This is a genomic window from Pseudomonas sp. LH21 (assembly GCF_036549575.1).
GTDB classification, from domain to species: domain Bacteria; phylum Pseudomonadota; class Gammaproteobacteria; order Pseudomonadales; family Pseudomonadaceae; genus Aquipseudomonas; species Aquipseudomonas peradeniyensis.
In genome coordinates, this window is record NZ_CP144367.1 from 5,020,624 (window position 1) to 5,038,373 (window position 17,750).

A 17,750-nucleotide genomic window follows, 5' to 3' on the forward strand; every position below is an offset into this window, starting at 1 on the left:
CTGAGGCGGCACGGCGGCCAACGCCGTGCCGCGATTCAAGGCAGGTACAAGCGGAACAAGCCGCCCCCCAGCGTACCGCCATTGGTTATCTCGATCCGCCCGCGCACACCGTTGCGCTCATGCAGCGCGGCAATTCGCGCGGCGAAGTACAACCCCAGCCCGGTACTGCCGCTCTGCGAATCGATGCCCTGCACGTAGTCGTGCTGGCGCTCGAGCATGCGCTGTGGATAACCGGCACCGTCGTCGTTGACGCTGATCACCAACTGCTCGCCCTCCTCCTCGATGCTGATCAACAGGGCGTGGCCGGCATAACGGATGGCGTTGGTAAGCACGTTGGCCACCACCGAGGCGACCAGCTCACGGTCGAAGAAACCCAGCGGGCTTTCGGTCTCGATACGCCAGGTGGCAAGGATGTCGCGGTGCTTGATCACGTCTTCCTGGGCCGCCAGCTGGGCCTCGATGAAGTCGTCCAGCTCGTGGTAGTCGGGGCAAATGGGTAGCTGGTTGACGCCAAGCTTGTACAGCCCCAGCAACTGCACGAGCATGCCGTTCAAGTGGCTGAGCTCATGCTCCACCACGCCCTGCTCGACACCGCCGCGCAACTCTTCGGGCAGGCGCGCCAGCCACTGGCTGTGAGCATGGGTAAGCGCCGAAAGGGAGTTTTTCAGGTCGTGCACGGTGGAGGCGATCACCGTGGAGAAATCCAGCCCCTGGTTGTCCTGGTTCATGCGCCGAAGACCCGGATGTGCAGTTTGCGGTAACGGTCATAGCGACTGTCGCTGGCGGGAATGCCGGCCACGCTGGTGAGGCAATCGCGACACTCCTGCATCAGCGCCGGCGGTGGCGTCTCGCCGCCGATGCGCAGCAGTGCCTGGGCGGTGTTCAGGGCGATGCTGATGTTCTTCGGCTGCAACGACAACGCCTTGCGGAACATGCCCAGCGCTTCGTTGAGCTGGCCGCCCTGGTAGCTGCGCACGCCCTGGCGGTTGAGGTCCACGGCTTCGGTCACCGCCCCCAGCACCAGCGGGTCGTCGGTGAGCTTGGCGACGCTCTGCATGACCTTGGGGTCGTCGCCGTAGGTTTCCACGCAGCCCTTGAGAATCGAGGTACCGGCCGCATCCTGGCCAAGTTGCTGCAACTGCTTGGCCACCGTCAGCGCCGCCTCCACGGAGAAGAACTGGTCCATCTTCTCCAGGCGCTGCATGGCCTGCTCGGTGAGCTTGGCGGCGGTCTCCGGATCGCCGGCCTGTTGCAGGCTGGCAGCCTTCATCAACCGCGCGCGTACTTGCAGGCCCTGGTCCTCGACGTTTTCCTTGGCCACCTCGCTGAGCACGGTGTTGATCTCGACCCGGGTACGGGCATCGAGACCGTTGCCGCTGTTCTTGTTCATCAACGCCTGGACCAGCCCCAGGTTGCTCTCGGCGTCCTTGTAGCGCGAACTCTGCCCCTGGTTGACCGCATGACGAAAGGCCTTGGAGGCACTCTCGAAGTCGGCGTTGTCCAGCGCCAGCTTGCCCAGCGCGGCCTGGCGGCGCACGGCGAGCGGCGACAGGCGCACCGCTTCCTCGAGCATGTGCTGAGCACGCCGGGTCTCGCCCTGGGCCACCAGCACCTCGGCCATGCCATCGTACAGGTTGGGCATGATCGGGAAGGCCTTGAGGGCCTGCTCGTAGACACCCTGGGCCTGGGCATTCTGCCCGCGCTTGTGCAACAGGCTGCCGAGCGCGGCGTAGACCCAGGGCTGCGGGCGGCTGGCGAGGATGTTCTTGAGGAACTTCTCCAGCTCCTCGAAACGGTTGAGGTCGCGCAGGGCGTCGGCACGATAGCGCAGGCACAGAGGGGCGAAGCGCGGGTCCTTCTTGCACAGCTCGGCGCAAGCGGCGAGCACTTCGGCCGGGCGCCCGCGATCAAGAGCTTGGAGAATGGGCTTGAGCAGCGTCTTGCGCTGGGTCAGCTTCTCCAGGCGCTGGGCCAGGCCGACCCGGTTGAAGGGTTTGGTCAGGTAAGCATCGGGCTCGTGTTCGATGGCACTGAGCACGATCGACTGGCTGCTTTCGGCGGTAACCATGATGAACACGCATTCATGGCTGATCAGCTTGTCGAGGATCAGGTCCTCGAGCACCTGCTGGCCGTTCTTCTTGCCGTCGCCCAGGTGGAAATCCTGGAGGATGAAGTCATAGCGCTTCTGCCCGCACATGCGCAGCGCCTGTTCGCCACTGTCGGCGGTGTCGACGTCGCGCACGCCCAGCTCGCGAAGCATCGAGCGGGTCGAGGTGCGGAAGTCGGTGAAGTCGTCGACGATCAGAAAGCTTTTTTGCCCATACTGCAGCATCAACACGACCTGTATTGAAAAAGTGGGGAAGTGGCGCGTGGCGATGCATACCGCCGAGGTCTGTATCGGCAGCGGTTCAGAAAAGATGAGCCCGGAAAGGTAACGCCGAATGATGGCCTAAAGCCGCTATCTTAACGGCCGTCCTCGCCCCAAGCCACTAGACCAGCAAGCCAAGGGACTTGGCCCTGGCCACCGCCTGGGTGCGGCGCTCGACACCGAGCTTGCTGTTGATATGGCTGGCGTGGGTCTTGACCGTGTGCAGGGAGATGAACAGGCGCTCACTGATCTGCTGGTTTGAACAGCCTTGGGCGATCAGTTCCAGCACGGCGAACTCACGGCTGCTCAGGGCCTCGGCGGCACTGCCGCCGGTGGCCAGGGCCTGCGGCAGATGGGCCAGCAGATCGCTCTGCGCCGGGCAGGCCACACGTCCCGTCAACTGCTCGCGCAGCCAGTGTGGCTGCTCTTCGATCAAGCGTTGGAAGGCCTGCAGGGCACCACCCTGCGCCGCCTGCAGAGCAGGTGTGAGCAACCTGGCCGCTTCGGCGTCACGCCCCTCGGCCAGCAGCAGGGCAATCAATTGGCACTGCGCGCTGACCACCAGCGTCATGCCACCGCTGGCCTGGCCCCGCTCGACCAGCGTGCGCAACCGCGCTTCGGCATCGCCGGGGCGGGCCAGCACCCGTTCCAGCAAGGCCTGCTGCAATTCGATGTGCAGCGGCAACAACGGGTGGAACTCCGGCGCGGCCGCAGGCTGCTCGCCACCGTAGGTCTGCCCCAGGCGCAGCAGCCAGGACTCGGCCAGGTCCGTCCGCCCCTGGGCCAACCAGAGCTCGCACTTCACCAGGGTAATCATGGCCAGGTAGAAGATCGGCGGCACGTCCCAGATATGCATCAGCCGCTCCGCCTCGGCCAGTTCCGAGAACGCCTCGGCAAAACGCCCTTCGCGGCCGTCCAGCGAGGCGATTACGCAATGCCCGATCAGGACGCTGATGTCGCGGCAGCTGCGCGCCTCGCTGAGCCCGGCGCGCAAGCGCGCACGGCCCTGGGCACAGTGCAGTCGGGCCGCCAGCAAGTAGCCCTCGTACAAGGTCAGGCGCGCGCGCACGGCATACAGGCGCTGCCCCGAAAGGCCCTGCAACCGCTGCAATCCCTGGTGCACTTCGTCCAGGGCGCGCAGCACTTCGCCGCGGGCGTGCAGTACCCTCGCCCGATCGTAATGGGCCAGGGCCTCGAACAGCGGGTTGCCGACCCGTTGCGCCAGCTCCAGGGCCTCGCGGTTCCAGCCCCGCGCCCGCCAGAAATCGCCATCGGCGATGGCCAGGTTCGAGAGCGTCGACAGGCACACCAGGCGCTGGCCGTAGCGCTTGTTCGGCAGGCTCTGCAGCGCCTCGCCACAGTAGGCGAGTGTCCGCTCGCGATCGCCGCGGCCACGGGCGATGACCCCGCTCAGGGCCAACCACTGGGCCAGCATCGACTTCTGCGCCGTGGCCGACGGTGCGGGCAGGAAGCGGCTCAGGTAGGCCGCAAGCTCCTCGGCGGCGTCCAGTTGGCAGGCCAACCCCAGGGCCCAGCTGTACAGGACGATCAGCCTGGGCGTGCTGATCAACAGGCTGTCGGGCAGGTCCATCTTCCAGCGCAGCAACATGCCGACATTCTGCTCCGCCAGCAGTTGCTCCTCGGACAGGCTCTGCACCAGGTCCGCCGCCACGTCCAGATGGCCCGCGCGCAGGGCCTGCTCCACCGCCTCGTCCAGCAGGCCCTGCCCTTCGAACCAGCGGCAGGCGCGCAGGTGCAGCCCCGCCAGCGGCTCGCTGGCCTGCCGGCTGCGCAGCAGGTCGGAGAACAGGTGGTGATAACGGAACCACAGTCCATGCTCGTCGAGCGGCACCAGGAACACCTGGTGGGCCTGCAGGTAGCTCAGGATCTCGCCGCTATCTTGGCGCTCACGCAGGGCGTCGCATAATTCGGCGCAGAAACGCTCCTGGCAGGCAGTCTCGTAGAGAAACGCCTGCACGGGGGCCGGCAGGATGTCGATGACTTCCTCCAGCAGGTAGTCGCGGATAAGCCCTTCGCCGCCATGCAGCGCCTGGGGCAAGGCGTGGTCCTCGCCGGACTCGCTGGCCGCCAGTTGCCAGAAGCGCAGCCCCGCCACCCAACCGTCGCTGCGCTGGATCAGGTTGTCCAGGGCCTGGCCGCGCAAGCCGGTGGGCTGACGGCCGATCACCGCCAGCGCTTCATCGGGGGTCAGGCGCAGGTCCTGCTCGTTGAGCTCGACCAGTTGCCGTGACAGGCGCAGGCGCGCCAGGTGCCAGTCAGGGCGCTGGCGGCTGGTGACCAGCAGGACCAACCCGGCCGGCAGATGGTTGAGGAAGAACTGCAGGCAACGATCGAGCACCGGCCCCTGGGCCAGGTGGTAGTCATCCAGGACCAGCAGCAGGGGAGTGTCCGGCTGCAGATAGAGCGCGAGCTCATCAAGGAGCCCATCGAGCCATTCCTCGAAGGCGAAGGGCTGATGACGCTGGCGCATCTTCAACAGGCCCATGGCCTGCCCGCCGAGCGCCGGGCAGAACTGCTGCAGCCCTTCAAGCAGGCGCTCGAGAAAGCGGCCCGGGTCGGCATCGCGCTGGCTCAACCCAAGCCAGAGGCTGCGCCAATGGCTGGGCAGCTCCTGGCAGAACTCGATGGCGAGCGAGCTCTTGCCGAACCCGGCCGGGGCGTTCACCAACAGCAGACGCCCGCCCAGCCCGCCTTGCAAGCGCTGGCACAAGCGCGCTCGGGGGACGTGAGCCTCCGGCAGGGGTGGACGGAAGAAACGCCCGTCCAGCAGGCCCAGGGCCTGGCTGGCGACTCCATGCGTACGGGACAAATCTGTCATGGCCGGCTCGTTCTGATTGGAGTAATGCGGCAGTACGGATGGTTGCGAGACTAGCGGCAAACGCGGCGCATTTGAAGATGATGGAAACGCATCGAGCGAAAAAGACTACAACAAAAAGAAACAATGCTGATGGACAGGCGCCTCTGGAACAGAAACGCCCCGGCAAGCCGGGGCGTTCTGGGAGATCAAACGGAGTTGTAACGACTGTCAGCTCAACGCACACCTGCCTGACGCAGGGCTGCCGGCTGGAAGTCGGCCTTGCTGGCGCTGAAGCCGAAGTTGTAGGCACTCTTCTCTTCGTTCTTCATGCCCAGGGCCAGGTAGCGGCCCGACTGCAGGTCGTAGATGGCCTCAAGGGTGTACCACGGCACCTGCACGTTGTAGTACGGCTGGGCGTGGGCCTCGGAAATGCGCCACAGCTGGTTGCGACCGTCGTACTGGTCGATCACCGCGGCCTGCCAGGTGTCCTCGTCGATGTAGAAGTCACGCTTGGCATAGATGTGGCGCTGGCCCGGCTTGAGGGTGGCGACCACGTGCCAGACGCGGCGCAGCTCGTAGCGCGCCAGGTCCTGGTTGATGTGCCCGGCCTTGATGATGTCGCTGTACTTGAGCTTCGGATCGTCCAGCTTGTAGGCGTTGGAGGCGATGTACATCTCCTTCTTGCCTTCGAGCTTCCAGTCGTAACGATCCGGCGCGCCGTTGTACATGTCCAGGTTGTCGGAGGTGCGCAGGCCGTCGGCGGCGGTACCCGGGCCATCGTACGACACTTGCGGCGCCTGGCGCACGCGGCGCTGGCCAGCGTTGTAGATCCACGCCTTGCGCGGTTCCTTGACCTGGTCGAGGGTCTCGTGGACCAGCAGCACGGTCCCGGCCAGTCGCGCCGGGGCGGTCACTTCCTGCTTGAAGTAGAACAGGATGTTGCCCGGGTTGGCCGGATCGTAGTCCTTCATCTTGTCGCGGAACACGAACTGGTCCTGGAAGTACACCAGGCTGTACGAGCCGTTCTGCTGCGGGGTGGCCTGGGTGACCAGGCGGGTCACGCTGCCGCCACGGTAGCGGGTGATGTGGTTCCAGATCACCTCCAGGCCGTCCTTGGGAATTGGGAACGGCACGGCGGTGCGGAAGTTCTCAAGGCCGTTGCCGCCCGCGACCAGGGTGGTCTTGGTGGCGTTTTCCTTGATCGCGGCGAACACGTCGTCCGGCACCGTGGAGCCGCGGTGGGTCTTGTACACCGGGATCTTGTAGCTGTCCGGATAGCGCTTGAGCATCGCCAGTTGGCCAGGCGAGAGCTTGTCCTTGTACTGGTCGGCGTTCTGCGCGGTGATGGTGAACAGCGGTTTCTCACTGGCGAAGGGGTCGGACAGGAAGCCCTTGGCGTCGGCACTGCCGGCGCTCTTGGACAGCGGCTCCCACGGGCCGATCGAGCCATCGGCGTTACCGGCCTTCTCCGCGCCCATCGGGGTCAGCGTGGAACCCAGCTTGGCCGCTTCGGTGGCGGAAACCGCAGCCATGACGCTGGTTGCCAGCAGGGACATGCCCAGTACACCGGCCTGCAGCAGACGTGTGGTCATTTTCATTGTGTGTCGTCCTGGATCAGATTTCTTAGAAGTTCACGCCGAAGCTGAGGGCGACGAAGTCGCGATCATCCACGGTGGTGTACTTGCCATCGAAGAAGTTGGTGTAGGACAGGCTCGCCGTGTAGGTGTTCTGGTACTCGGCGTCCAGGCCAAGGCTGACCGCCTTGCGGCCTTCCTCGAAGTTGCCGCCTGGGCCCGGGGAGTAACCGTCGACGTCATGCGACCAGGCCACGCTCGGACGCAGGTTCACACCGGCGAAGACGTTGTTGTAGTCCCAGATGGCACGGACGCGATAACCCCAGGAGTCGGAGGTGGTGAAGCCGTCGTTTTCGCAGTAGCGCGACAGGTTGTTCTGCTCGACGCCTGCCAGCGTGGTGGCGTTGAGGCTTTGGCAGCGGCCGTTGGGCAGCGGGCCGGGACCGTAGACCGGGTCGCGGCCATAACGCGCCTTGGAGGTGCTTTCCAGGCCACCGACGTGCGTCCAGCCAACTTCACCGACCATGGTCAGACGCTCGGCGCCCATGACCTGGTCGAAGAAGTGGGTGAACGTGGTCTGCAGCTGGGTAATCTCCTTGCGGCGATAGCCTGGCTGATCGGTATCCGGCGTGCCTCGCAGGACCGAGGCATTGGGGTCAAGCGGCGTCAGCCCCGAGTACAGGATATCGGTGGTGTTCAACTGCACCGGCGCATTCGGGCGGTAGCTGATCTCACCGCTCCAGGCCGTGCCGGTAGGCAAGGTGGTGGAGAAGCTCAGGCCGTAGAGACGGATGTCCTCGGGGTACTCCACGTAGTAGCTGGAATTGCCCGCCACATACAGCGGCATGAGTTGCTGGAGCAAGGCCGGGCTGATCGCGCCGCCCGGTACGCCAGCCCCCACCAGTGCGGCGGCCAGGTTGTTCGGGTTGTAGAAACGGGCATTGGCCCCACGGCCGCTGAAGATCGGCGCACGGCTGTGGTAGTTCATGAAGTAGCCACCGAACTCGGTGTTCAACGGCTCGTACATGTAGCGCAGTGCCAAGCCGAACTGACCGCCGTCACGGGCGTCGCGATCGGGGCCGCGGCGCACGATCACACCTTCGTCAGGCGAGCCCCAGGAGACGCCCTGGGCGGCAAGGGCACGCATGGTCGGCGCGGCAATCGGCCCCAACCGCCCCGCCACGTTGGCCTGCTTGGCCAGCACCGCCAGGTTGTTGTTGCAGCCATCGGCGATCACGTCGGGCTGGGAGAAGAAGGTGCCGCAGTTGTCGACAACGGTCTGGTCCCACTCGATCTGGTAGAAGCCTTCGGCGGTCAGGTTGTCGGTCACGCTCTGCGACAGGTAGAACATGTTGACCGGAATCAGGCCTTCCTTGATCTCCGCACCCGGGCGGCGGAACGCCGAGACGTCGATGGGGTTGATGGAGTTTATGCCACCCCCGATGAAGGTACTTTCACCCCAGCTCACCACCTGCTTGCCCAGGCGCACGGTGCCTGGCAGGTCGGCGATGCTGTAGTTGTGGTAGACGAAGGCGTCGAGCAGTTCCGCGCCCGAGGACTTGGCGCCTTCCTTGCGGTTGGAGTCGCTGATGTCCTTGAACTCGCGGTTTTCATCCTTGAGCTCGAAGTCGTACCAGTACTTGCCGCGGACGAACACGCCGGTGTCGCCGTACTTGAGCTCCAGGTCGTGGATACCCTTGAAGATCTTCGAGAAGGTCTCGCCTTTCTTGAAGTTCAGGTGGCCATCGTCGGAGGTCTGCGACAGCCCCCTGCCGCCGTTGTTGGCCCCGATGAGGTTCTTGTTGGGGTTGGCAGTCGACCAGCTGGCGCCAACGGAGAGCGAGGAGTCGAACTGGCCTTCGATTTCACCGATGTTGAAGCTGACAGCGAAAGCAGGACTTGCGAGCGTGGAAGCGAGGCTGACGGCCAGGGGCAGTTTCGCCCGGCGCCAGAACAGGTTTGCAGATGTCATCGACGCTACTCCATGTACTTTTTTGTTATGGCAGTGAGTCCTTTCAGAAACGGCTCGAGCGCCTGGTGAAGCAGGCTCCTGCCCGTGGCGCCGCGCGTTGCCGCGTGGTGCCCTCCCCCATTCCTGAAAATCCCCTGACCCGACTATAGCCAGCGGTCACAGGTGCTTGATCCCTCTAAAGTGTGATTTGCGCGTCCTGCTTGCGGCCCACCCCGATCGGCCGGCCTGCGCGCTGGCAGTGCTCAAGCATGGCTCAATTCTGCCGTTTGACAAGGCACGATCCTGTCTAGCCTGCGGGGTCGCGCTTGAAAAAGCGCGACCCGCGCCCGGGTTACAGGGTGGAAAGGAAAGCGCTGTTACTGGCCTGCCATTGGCTGATGTCCACGCGGATGCGCTTCTTGTCGAGCTTGCCGACGCTGGTCTTGGGAATTTCAGTAACAAGGGCGATCTGGCTGGGAATCGCCCACTTGTTGATGTGCCCTTGCTCGACGAAAGGCTTGAGGTGTTCCTTGAGCGCACGCGCATCGATGCTCTGCCCCTCGCGCACCACCAGCAATGCGAACGGGCGCTCGCCCCACTGCGGATCGGGCACCCCGACCACCGCGACCTCGCGCACCGCCGGATGGCGGCTGACCAGGTCTTCGAGGTCGAGCGAGGAGATCCATTCGCCACCGGTCTTGATCACATCCTTGATGCGGTCGCGGATGTCGATGAAGCCCATGCCGTCCAGCGTGGCGACATCGCCGGTATGCAGCCAGCCGCCCTGCCAGAGCTCCTCGCCCTTTTCCGGTTCACGGAAGTAGCCCATGGTCAGCCAGGGCGCGCGCAGCACCAGCTCGCCCTGGGTTTCGCCATCGGCGGGCAGGAAGTTGCCATTGCCATCGACGATGGCGGCCTCGACCAATGGCACCGGCACGCCGGCCTTGATCCGGTAGCTGGTGCGCTCATCTTCGCTGCCGGCCTGCAACTCGTCGTTCAGGTGCGCGGCGCTGATCAACGGGCAAGTCTCGGACATGCCGTAGGCGGCGGTGAGCTGGATGCCCCGGGCCAGCGCCGCCTGGTAGAGGGCGCGGTTGAGCGCGCTGCCGCCGATGATGATCTTCCAGCCGCCGAAATCCTGGCCTGCCGCCGACGGGCAGTTGAGCAGCATCTGCAGGATGGTCGGCACGCAGTGGGAGAAGGTGACCTTTTCCTCGCGCCACAGCCTGATCAGCATGTCCGGCTCGTAGCGCCCCGGGTAGACCTGCTTGATGCCCATCATGGTCGCCGCGTAGGGGATGCCCCAGGCGTGCACGTGGAACATCGGCGTGATCGGCATGTAGACGTCGTTGCTGCTCAGCAGCCTCACGCTGTCCAGGCTGCCCAGTACCGAGGTTTCGGCCAGGGTGTGCAGCACCAGCTGGCGATGGGTGAAGTACACCCCCTTGGGGTTGCCGGTGGTGCCGGTGGTATAGAAGGTGGTGGCCACCGAGTTCTCGTCGAAATCGGGGAAGTCGTACTGCGGGCTGGCCGCGGCCAGCAGTTGCTCGTACTCGCCCACCAGGTTCGGCAGGTCGGCGGTCTTGTCCGGGCCGTCGGTCAGCAGCAGGGTCTTGTCGACCGTGGTCAGCTGCCCGGCAATGGCGTGGTAGAGGCCGATGAAATCGCTGTTGACCAGCACGAAGCGGTCTTCGGCGTGGTTCATGGTGTAGAGGATCTGCTCGGGCGACAGGCGTACGTTGATGGTGTGCACCACCGCGCCGATCATCGGGATGGCGAACATGCACTCCAGGTAACGGTGACTGTCCCAGTCCATCACCGCCACGGTGTCACCGGCCTTCACACCGGCCGCGGTCAACACGTTGGCCAGGCGGGCGATGCGCTCGTTGAGCTGCGGGTAGGTGAGGCGGATCTGGTCGCGGTAGACGATCTCGCGGGTCTTCTCGTAGCGGCTGCCGGACATCAGCAGGCGCTTGATCAGCAACGGGTATTCGTAGGCGCCCTCGGCGGGCTTGATGATGCGAGTCTGCAACATGGGTATCCCTTTTCTTCAATACGGGCAGAACGGTTCAGTAATCCACTGTAGTTCGGTGACGCACCGGTCAAATCAGCCGAAGGAATGATTTGCGCCCGCGAGGTATGAGTGCGGACGGCACCGTTGACGAATGGCGCCGGCGGACCAGACACTGCGTCGATGCCCTGCCGCCCAATCACCGGAGCCCCTGATGCCCAGCCCACGTCGTGCCGTGTTTCTCGATCACCAGTCACTGGACCTCGGTGACCTCGACCTTTCACCGCTGCAGGCGCAGTTCGATGAACTGCAGTTGCACGCCGCTACCACTGCCGATCAGGTCGCCGAACGCCTGCAAGGCGCCACGGCGGTGATCAGCAACAAGGTGATGCTCGATGCCGCCACGCTGGCCGCCGCCACCGACCTCAAGCTGATCCTGGTGGCCGCCACCGGCACCAACAATGTCGACCTGGCCGCCGCCCGCGCCCAGGGCATCACCGTGTGCAACTGCCAAGGTTACGGCACGCCGTCGGTGGCCCAGCACACCCTGGCCCTGCTGCTGGCCCTGGCCACGCGCCTGTGCGACTACAACCAGGCGGTGAAGGCCGGACAATGGGCCAAGGCCAGCCAGTTCTGCCTGCTGGACTTCCCCATCGTCGAGCTGGAAGGCAAGACCCTCGGCCTGCTCGGTCACGGCGAGCTGGGTGGCGCGGTGGCGCACCTGGCCGAGGCGTTCGGCATGCGCGTGCTGAGCGGGCAGATCCCCGGCCGGCCGCCGCGGGCCGATCGCCTGCCGCTGGACGAGCTGCTGCCGCAGGTCGATGCCCTGACCCTGCACTGCCCGCTCAACGAGCAGACCCGGCACATGATCGGCGCCAACGAGCTGGCCCTGCTCAAGCCGGGGGCGCTGGTGGTCAACACCGCCCGCGGCGGACTGATCGACGAACAGGCCCTGGCCGACGCCCTGCGCCGTGGCCACCTGGGCGGCGCCGCCACCGATGTGCTGAGCGTCGAGCCGCCGGCCAAGGGCAACCCGCTGCTGGCAGCGGACATCCCGCGCCTGATCATCACTCCACACAGCGCCTGGGGCGCGGTGGAGTCGCGCCAGCGCATCGTTGGCCAGCTGGCCGAGAACGCCCAGGCCTACTTCACCGGCCAGCCGCGGCGGGTGGTCGGCTGATCCGCCGACGCCTCTGGTACACTGCGCCACTTTTTTTCAGGAGGCGTCGTCCATGGACCCGCGCAGTGAAGTGTTGCTCCGCCAGGCGGAACTGTTCCAAGGCCCGCTGCTGATCGCCGGCGCCCAGGCCGACGGCCTGCTCGGCCAACTGCCCGGCGCCCATGGCTGGACCTGGCATGCCGGCGATCAGGCGCTGCTGCAAGGCCGTTTCGCCGGGCGCAGCCACTATGGTGTCGAGGTGCCCGAGGTGGCGTTCGACGCCGCCGTGCTGTTCCTGCCCAAGTCCCGCGAGCTGGCTGCCTACCTGCTCAACGCCCTGGCCTCGCGCCTGGGCGGTCGCGAGCTGTACCTGGTGGGGGAAAAGCGCGGCGGCATCGAAGGCGCGGCCAAGCTTCTGCAGGCGTTCGGCAAACCGCGCAAGCTCGACAGCGCCAGGCACTGCCAGCTGTGGCAGGTGACCGTGGACAACGCCCCCGAAGCCACACCGCTGCAAAGCCTGGCCGAGCGCTTCGAACTGCCGCTTGAAGATGGTCCGCTGCAGGTCATCAGCCTGCCCGGGGTGTTCAGCCATGGGCGCCTGGACAAGGGCACCGCGCTGCTGCTGGAACACCTTGACGGCCTGCCCGGCGGTCATGTCCTGGACTTCGGCTGCGGCGCCGGCGTGCTTGGCGCCACGATCAAGCGACGTTATCCGCAGAGCCGGGTCACCTTGCTCGATGTCGATGCCTTCGCGGTCGCGGCCAGCCGCCTGACCCTGGCGGCCAACGGCCTGGAAGGCGAGGTGATCAGCGGCGACGGCATCGATGCCGCGCCGTCCGGGCTGGACCTGATCCTGAGCAATCCGCCGTTCCACACCGGTGTGCACACCGACTACCAGGCATCGGAAAACCTGCTGAAAAAATCAGGCGAACATCTGCGAAAAGGTGGCGAAATGCGGCTGGTTGCCAACAGCTTCCTGCGCTACCAACCGCTGATCGAAGGCGCCCTGGGCAACTGCGAAATCCGCGCCGAGGCACAAGGCTTTCGCATCTACCGAGCGACCCGTGGCTAAAAACAGGGCTTGCCGAAAGCGTTTCGCCTAGGCAGAATCCGCTCCGTCCTAGGGGAGTAGTCTCCCGCGAGCGCCCTGCTCGCCCGGCACGCGTCAACACACTTGGCCCACAGGCCATGGCGCGTGCGACCCACGATCTGCGCAGACAGGTCCAGGGTTTGACAAGACCTATGACACGCACACCTTACCCGGGGCGGGAAGGCTGTACGTGTCATAGCCGTGTCGACCCGCCCCCGTAGGAATCCTGATGCTGGAATCGTTACTCGTCCCCACCGCCATCGTTGCCCTCGCCGAAATCGGCGACAAGACGCAATTGCTTGCGCTCATCCTCGCTGCACGCTTTCGCAAGCCTTGGCCGATCATTGCCGGGATCGTCGCCGCGACCCTGGCCAACCATGCCGCCGCCGGTGCCGTGGGCGCCTGGGTCAGCGGTTTCTTCAGCGAGTCGGTGCTGCACTGGATTCTTGCCGCGAGCTTTACCGCCACGGCGCTATGGACCCTGGTACCGGACAAGATGGACGATGACGAAACCAGCAACGCACGCCGTTTCGGGCCGTTCGTCACCACCCTGATCGCCTTCTTCCTCGCCGAGATCGGCGACAAGACCCAGGTGGCCACGGTGATGCTGGCCGCCCAGTATCCGCACCTGATCATGGTCATCATCGGCACTACCCTGGGCATGCTGATCGCCAACGTGCCGGTGGTCCTGGCGGGCAACTTCGCGGCGGAGAAACTGCCGCTGACGCTGATCCGCCGCCTGGCGGCGACCGCGTTCATCGTGCTGGCCATCGTCGCGGTGTATTCGGCGATGAAGACCAGTGGCTGGATAGGGTGAAGCAGCGGCAAGTGGCAAGCTACAAGCGGCAAGAAAGAGCAGATGCGTCCTTACTTGCCGCTTGAAGCTTGAAGCTGCTTTTACTTCTTGGCCGCCTGATACAACGGCATCACCTTCGGAATTGCCGCCTGCAACGAGGCGATCCGGCTGCTAGACGCCGGGTGGGTGCTCATGAACTCCGGCGGCGCGCCTTCGGACGCCTGGCTCATCTTGTTCCACAGGGTGATCGCGGCGTTCGGGTCGTAGCCGGCGCGGGCCGACAGCTCGAGGCCGATCAGGTCGGCTTCGTTCTCGTTGGCCCGGCTGTTGGGCAGGGTCATGGCGTAGTTCACCACGGTATCGGCCATGGCCATGCTGTCCTGGCCCAGGCCGAAGATCGCGCCGGCGCCCTGTCGGGCCATTTCCACGCCGTAGGCCTTGGACATCGCTTCACGGCTGTGCTCGCGCAGGGCGTGGGCGATCTCGTGCCCCACCACCGCGGCGATCTCGGCGTCGGTCAGCTTGAGCTGATCGATCAGGCCGGTATAGACGATGATCTTGCCGCCCGGACCGCAGTTGGCGTTGAGCTCGTCACTCTTGATCACGTTGACTTCCCAATTCCACTGCGCGGCATCCGGCCGGAACTGCGGTGCCTGGGCAATCAGGCGCTTGGCGATGGCCTGCACGCGCTTGGCATCATTGCTGCTCTTGTCCAACACGCCCTTGCTCGACGCCTCGCCGAGGGTCTGCTGGTAGGACTGGGCATACATCTGGTTGACCTCATCGGTCGAGAGCATGCTGAACATGTACTGCTGGCGCTGGACGCCCACGGCACCACCACTGGTGGTATTGACCGCCTGGCAGCCGCCGAGCAGGACGCTGGCCGTCAGCATGCTGACAACGAATGACTTACGCATGAAAACACTCCCTATTTACGTGCCGCGTATCCTAGGCCCTGACGCCCGTGCCTGCCAGAGCCACAGGTAAGATTTCTGACAAGCCCCTCATGCTTTGGTATTAGCCCGCCGATAACCCTCGGTAACGACCTCCTTGCGCGCGGAGCTTTGCCATGAAGTTCAAGTCGATCCAGTTTTCCGTGGCCGCCCTGGCCGGTGCCATCGTGCTGAGCATTGTCGCGGCGTTGGTGCTGTATGCCGTGTACTCCGGGCAGCGGACCCAGGCACTGGTGCAACAGCGCACGCAACAGCAGTTCGAGACCGTCATCGAGCAGCGCCTCTCGGCCCTGGCCCGCACCCAGGTCAGCGAGATCCAGCGTGGCCTGGAAGCGCCCCTGGCGATCGCCCGCGGCCTGGCCACCGGCAACGCCATGCTCGGCATGCAGGGCGCCGACGGCCAGCCACTGATGCGCGTCGATCGCGAACACCTGATCAACCAGCTCAAGCGCACCGTGGAGGTCAACCCGAGCGTGCTGGGCGCCTACCTGGGTTGGGAACCGAACGCCCTCGACCATGCCGATGGCCGTTACGTCGGCAGCCACCTGGTGGGCATCGACAGCGCCAGCGGGCGCTTCCTGCCCTGGTGGTTCCGCAATGGTGACGGCAGCCTCGGCCAGGACAAGCTGGCCGATGTCGACGACCGCACGGTGCTCGCCACCGGTGTGCGCGCCAGTGAATACTACCTGTGCCCCAAGGAGTCGAAGAAGGCCTGCGTGATCGATCCCGCACCTTATAAGGTGGGCGACAAGATGGTCATGCTCGCCTCGTTCGTCGAGCCGATCATGATCGACGGCCAGTTCCAGGGCATGGCCGGTGCCGACCTGTCGGTGAACTTCATCCAGGACCTGCTCAATGCCGCCGACCGCCAGCTCTACGACGGCGCCGGCGAACTGGCGCTGGTCTCCAGCAACGGCCGCCTGGTGGCCTACACCCGCGATCCGGCCAAGTTCGGCGAAAAGGCCGGCGACGTGTTGGACAGCGACGAAGCCAACACCCTCAAGAACCTGAGCGGCGAGGCGCTGCACTATGAAGTGGACGCCGCCAAGGACCGCATCGAGCTGTACCTGCCGTTCAAGATCGCCGGCACCGACGCACGCTGGACCCTGCTGCTGGAACTGCCGCTGAGCACGGTCATGGCCGACGTCAACCGCCTGCAGCAGGACCTGGCCGAACAGCGCCGCACCGATATCGCCGGCATGACCGTGGTCGGCCTGGGCATCGCCGCCCTCGGCCTGCTGGTGATCTGGCTGCTGGCCCTGGGCATCGCCCGCCCGCTCAAGCAGATGGTGAGCATGCTCGACGACATCGCCCAGGGCGAAGGCGACCTGACCCGGCGCCTGCAGAGCGACCGGGCCGACGAGCTGGGCGCCATCGCCAAGGGCTTCAACACCTTCCTGGCCAAGTTGCAGGCGATGATCAGCCAGGTGGTCAGCTCGGTACAGAAAGTCAGTGACTCGTCCGAGCACACCGCCGACATCGCCATCCGCACCAACCAGGGCGTGCACAAGCAGATGGCCGAGATCGACCAGGTGGCCACCGCCGTGCATGAAATGACCGCCACCGCCCAGGATGTGGCGCGCAACGCCACGCAAGCGGCCCAGGCCGCCAGTGAAGCCGACCGCGCCGCCAACCAGGGCCTGGACATCGTCCGCGATACCTCGCACTCGATCAGCGAGCTGGCCGCCGAGATCGGTCGCGCCGTGACCGTGGTCCAGGACCTGGCCCGCGACAGCGAGAACATCAACGCCATCCTGGTGACCATCCGCGCCATTGCCGAGCAGACCAACCTGCTGGCGCTCAACGCCGCCATCGAGGCGGCCCGGGCCGGCGAGCAGGGCCGCGGTTTCGCGGTGGTCGCCGACGAGGTGCGCAACCTGGCGCAGAAAACCCAGCAGGCCACCCAGGAAATCCAGCAGATGATCCAGCAACTGCAGCTGGGCACCCGCGAAGTGGTCAAGGTGATGGAAGACAGCCAGGGCAAGACCGACATCAGCGTGCAGCAGGCCAGCCGCGCGGCCGAGTCGCTGGCGAGCATCACCCAGGCGGTGTCGGTGATCAACGACATGAACACGCAGATCGCCAGCGCCGCCGAGGAACAGAGCGCCGTGGCCGAGGACATCAACCGCAACGTGATCAACATCGGCCAGGTGGCCGGCGAGGTGGCCGGCGGCGCCGACGAGTCGAGCCAGGCCAGCGCCGAGCTGACCAAGCTGGCCGAGCAGCAGCGGCGGTTGATCAATCAATTCAGGGTGTAGACCTGCACGCGCGCCCCTGTAGGAGCGGCCTTGTGCCGCGAAAGGGCCGCAAAGCGGACCCTGGATCTGGACGCAGATGCTGAAATCGCTGGGGCCGCTATGCGGCCCTTTCGCGGCACAAGGCCGCTCCTACAGGGGTAGCCTGCGCCACCTAGGCCGGGGTCAGGCACTCCGGCCCATTGAGCTTCGGATCGTTGACGAAGTTTGCCAGCGCCCGCTCACGCAATGCCGTCGGCGGCTTGGCCAGCAACTCGTGCAATCTGGCCATCGGTGTTTCAGGGTCCAGCCACAGCGCCTGCTCGGCCTCGTCGAGGATCAGCGGCCGACGCTGGTTCATCGCCGCTTGCGTCACCACCGCGCAACTCAGCCATTGCTGTTCCTGCACCGGGTAGACCTCCCACAGCGCGGCGAAGAACAGCGACGCGCCCTCCCCCGGCGTCACCCAGTACGGGCGCTTGCGCGCCGTGCCGCGCCATTCGTAGAAGCCGTTGGCCGGCATCAGGCAGCGCCGCTGGCGCAAGGGCTCGCGGAACATCGGCTGCTCGGCGAGGGTCTCGGCGCGAGCCTGGGCCGGGGTGCGGGACAGGTCGGTGAGCCAGGCCGGGGTCAGCCCCCAGCGTGCAGCGGCGAGCTGCAGCTGGCCGTCGAGCTGGCGCTGGATCAGCACCGTGGCACCGGGCGAGATGTTCCATTGGGCCTGCTGGCCCGGGGGGAAGCCCGGCAGGCCGGCGAAGCTCTGGGACCAGCGAAACAGGGCGTAGCGTCCACACAT

12 protein-coding genes and 1 riboswitch are annotated in these 17,750 nt (G+C 65.5%); of the genes, 4 read left to right on the plus strand and 8 right to left on the minus strand.

Annotated elements, in window-relative coordinates:
* Positions 1 to 35: 35 nt before the first annotated feature.
* The 6 genes from VUG52_RS22835 to VUG52_RS22860 all read right to left on the minus strand — a co-directional run bounded on the left by VUG52_RS22835 (position 36) and on the right by VUG52_RS22860 (position 10,746).
* Positions 36 to 728 carry a sensor histidine kinase gene (locus VUG52_RS22835; RefSeq protein WP_050703763.1) on the minus strand — a complete coding sequence of 231 codons (693 nt, stop codon included), beginning with the start codon at positions 726 to 728 and terminating at the stop codon, positions 36 to 38.
* A complete protein-coding gene (locus VUG52_RS22840; protein WP_050703762.1) occupies positions 725 to 2,332 on the minus strand; it encodes a tetratricopeptide repeat protein in 1,608 nt (535 codons plus the stop codon). The genes VUG52_RS22835 and VUG52_RS22840 overlap by 4 nt, the downstream gene beginning before the upstream one ends.
* Positions 2,333 to 2,489: 157 nt before the next feature.
* Positions 2,490 to 5,207 carry a LuxR C-terminal-related transcriptional regulator gene (locus tag VUG52_RS22845; protein ID WP_331832117.1) on the minus strand — a complete coding sequence of 906 codons (2,718 nt, stop codon included), beginning with the start codon at positions 5,205 to 5,207 and terminating at the stop codon, positions 2,490 to 2,492.
* A gap of 212 nt (positions 5,208 to 5,419) precedes the next feature.
* On the minus strand, positions 5,420 to 6,784 hold the full coding sequence (locus VUG52_RS22850; protein WP_050703760.1) for a DUF1329 domain-containing protein: 1,365 nt from the start codon (positions 6,782 to 6,784) through the stop codon (positions 5,420 to 5,422).
* Positions 6,785 to 6,809: 25 nt separating this feature from the next.
* The gene (locus VUG52_RS22855; RefSeq protein WP_050703759.1) at positions 6,810 to 8,732 is read right to left on the minus strand and encodes a DUF1302 domain-containing protein; all 1,923 of its coding nucleotides are present in this window, start codon (positions 8,730 to 8,732) and stop codon (positions 6,810 to 6,812) included.
* Between the two features lie 331 nt (positions 8,733 to 9,063).
* Positions 9,064 to 10,746, minus strand: a complete 1,683-nt coding sequence (locus VUG52_RS22860; protein WP_050703758.1) for a fatty acid--CoA ligase — start codon at positions 10,744 to 10,746, stop codon at positions 9,064 to 9,066.
* Positions 10,747 to 10,936: 190 nt separating this feature from the next.
* On the opposite strand from VUG52_RS22860, the gene VUG52_RS22865 reads away from it, so the two are divergent.
* The 3 genes from VUG52_RS22865 (at position 10,937) to VUG52_RS22875 (ending at position 13,788) form a co-directional block, all read left to right on the plus strand.
* Positions 10,937 to 11,902: a 2-hydroxyacid dehydrogenase gene (locus VUG52_RS22865; RefSeq protein ID WP_050703757.1), complete on the plus strand. Its 966-nt coding sequence runs from the start codon at positions 10,937 to 10,939 to the stop codon at positions 11,900 to 11,902.
* Between the two features lie 52 nt (positions 11,903 to 11,954).
* Positions 11,955 to 12,953 (plus strand): class I SAM-dependent methyltransferase, encoded by a 999-nt coding sequence (locus VUG52_RS22870; RefSeq protein ID WP_050703756.1) that lies wholly within the window; start codon positions 11,955 to 11,957, stop codon positions 12,951 to 12,953.
* Positions 12,954 to 12,991: 38 nt separating this feature from the next.
* Positions 12,992 to 13,113, plus strand: a riboswitch (yybP-ykoY riboswitch).
* 90 nt (positions 13,114 to 13,203) lie between these two features.
* A complete protein-coding gene (locus VUG52_RS22875; protein ID WP_177330817.1) occupies positions 13,204 to 13,788 on the plus strand; it encodes a TMEM165/GDT1 family protein in 585 nt (194 codons plus the stop codon).
* A gap of 80 nt (positions 13,789 to 13,868) precedes the next feature.
* Here the strand turns inward: VUG52_RS22875 and VUG52_RS22880 are convergent, their stop codons facing one another.
* Entirely contained in the window at positions 13,869 to 14,684 is an 816-nt protein-coding gene (locus VUG52_RS22880; RefSeq protein ID WP_050703754.1) for a M48 family metallopeptidase, read from the minus strand.
* Between the two features lie 152 nt (positions 14,685 to 14,836).
* Here VUG52_RS22880 and VUG52_RS22885 point away from each other — a divergent pair, with 152 nt between their 5' ends.
* Positions 14,837 to 16,978 carry a methyl-accepting chemotaxis protein gene (locus tag VUG52_RS22885; RefSeq protein ID WP_050703753.1) on the plus strand — a complete coding sequence of 714 codons (2,142 nt, stop codon included), beginning with the start codon at positions 14,837 to 14,839 and terminating at the stop codon, positions 16,976 to 16,978.
* Positions 16,979 to 17,129: 151 nt separating this feature from the next.
* On the opposite strand, the gene VUG52_RS22890 is transcribed toward VUG52_RS22885, so the two are convergent.
* On the minus strand, positions 17,130 to 17,750 hold the full coding sequence (locus VUG52_RS22890; protein WP_050703752.1) for an SOS response-associated peptidase: 621 nt from the start codon (positions 17,748 to 17,750) through the stop codon (positions 17,130 to 17,132).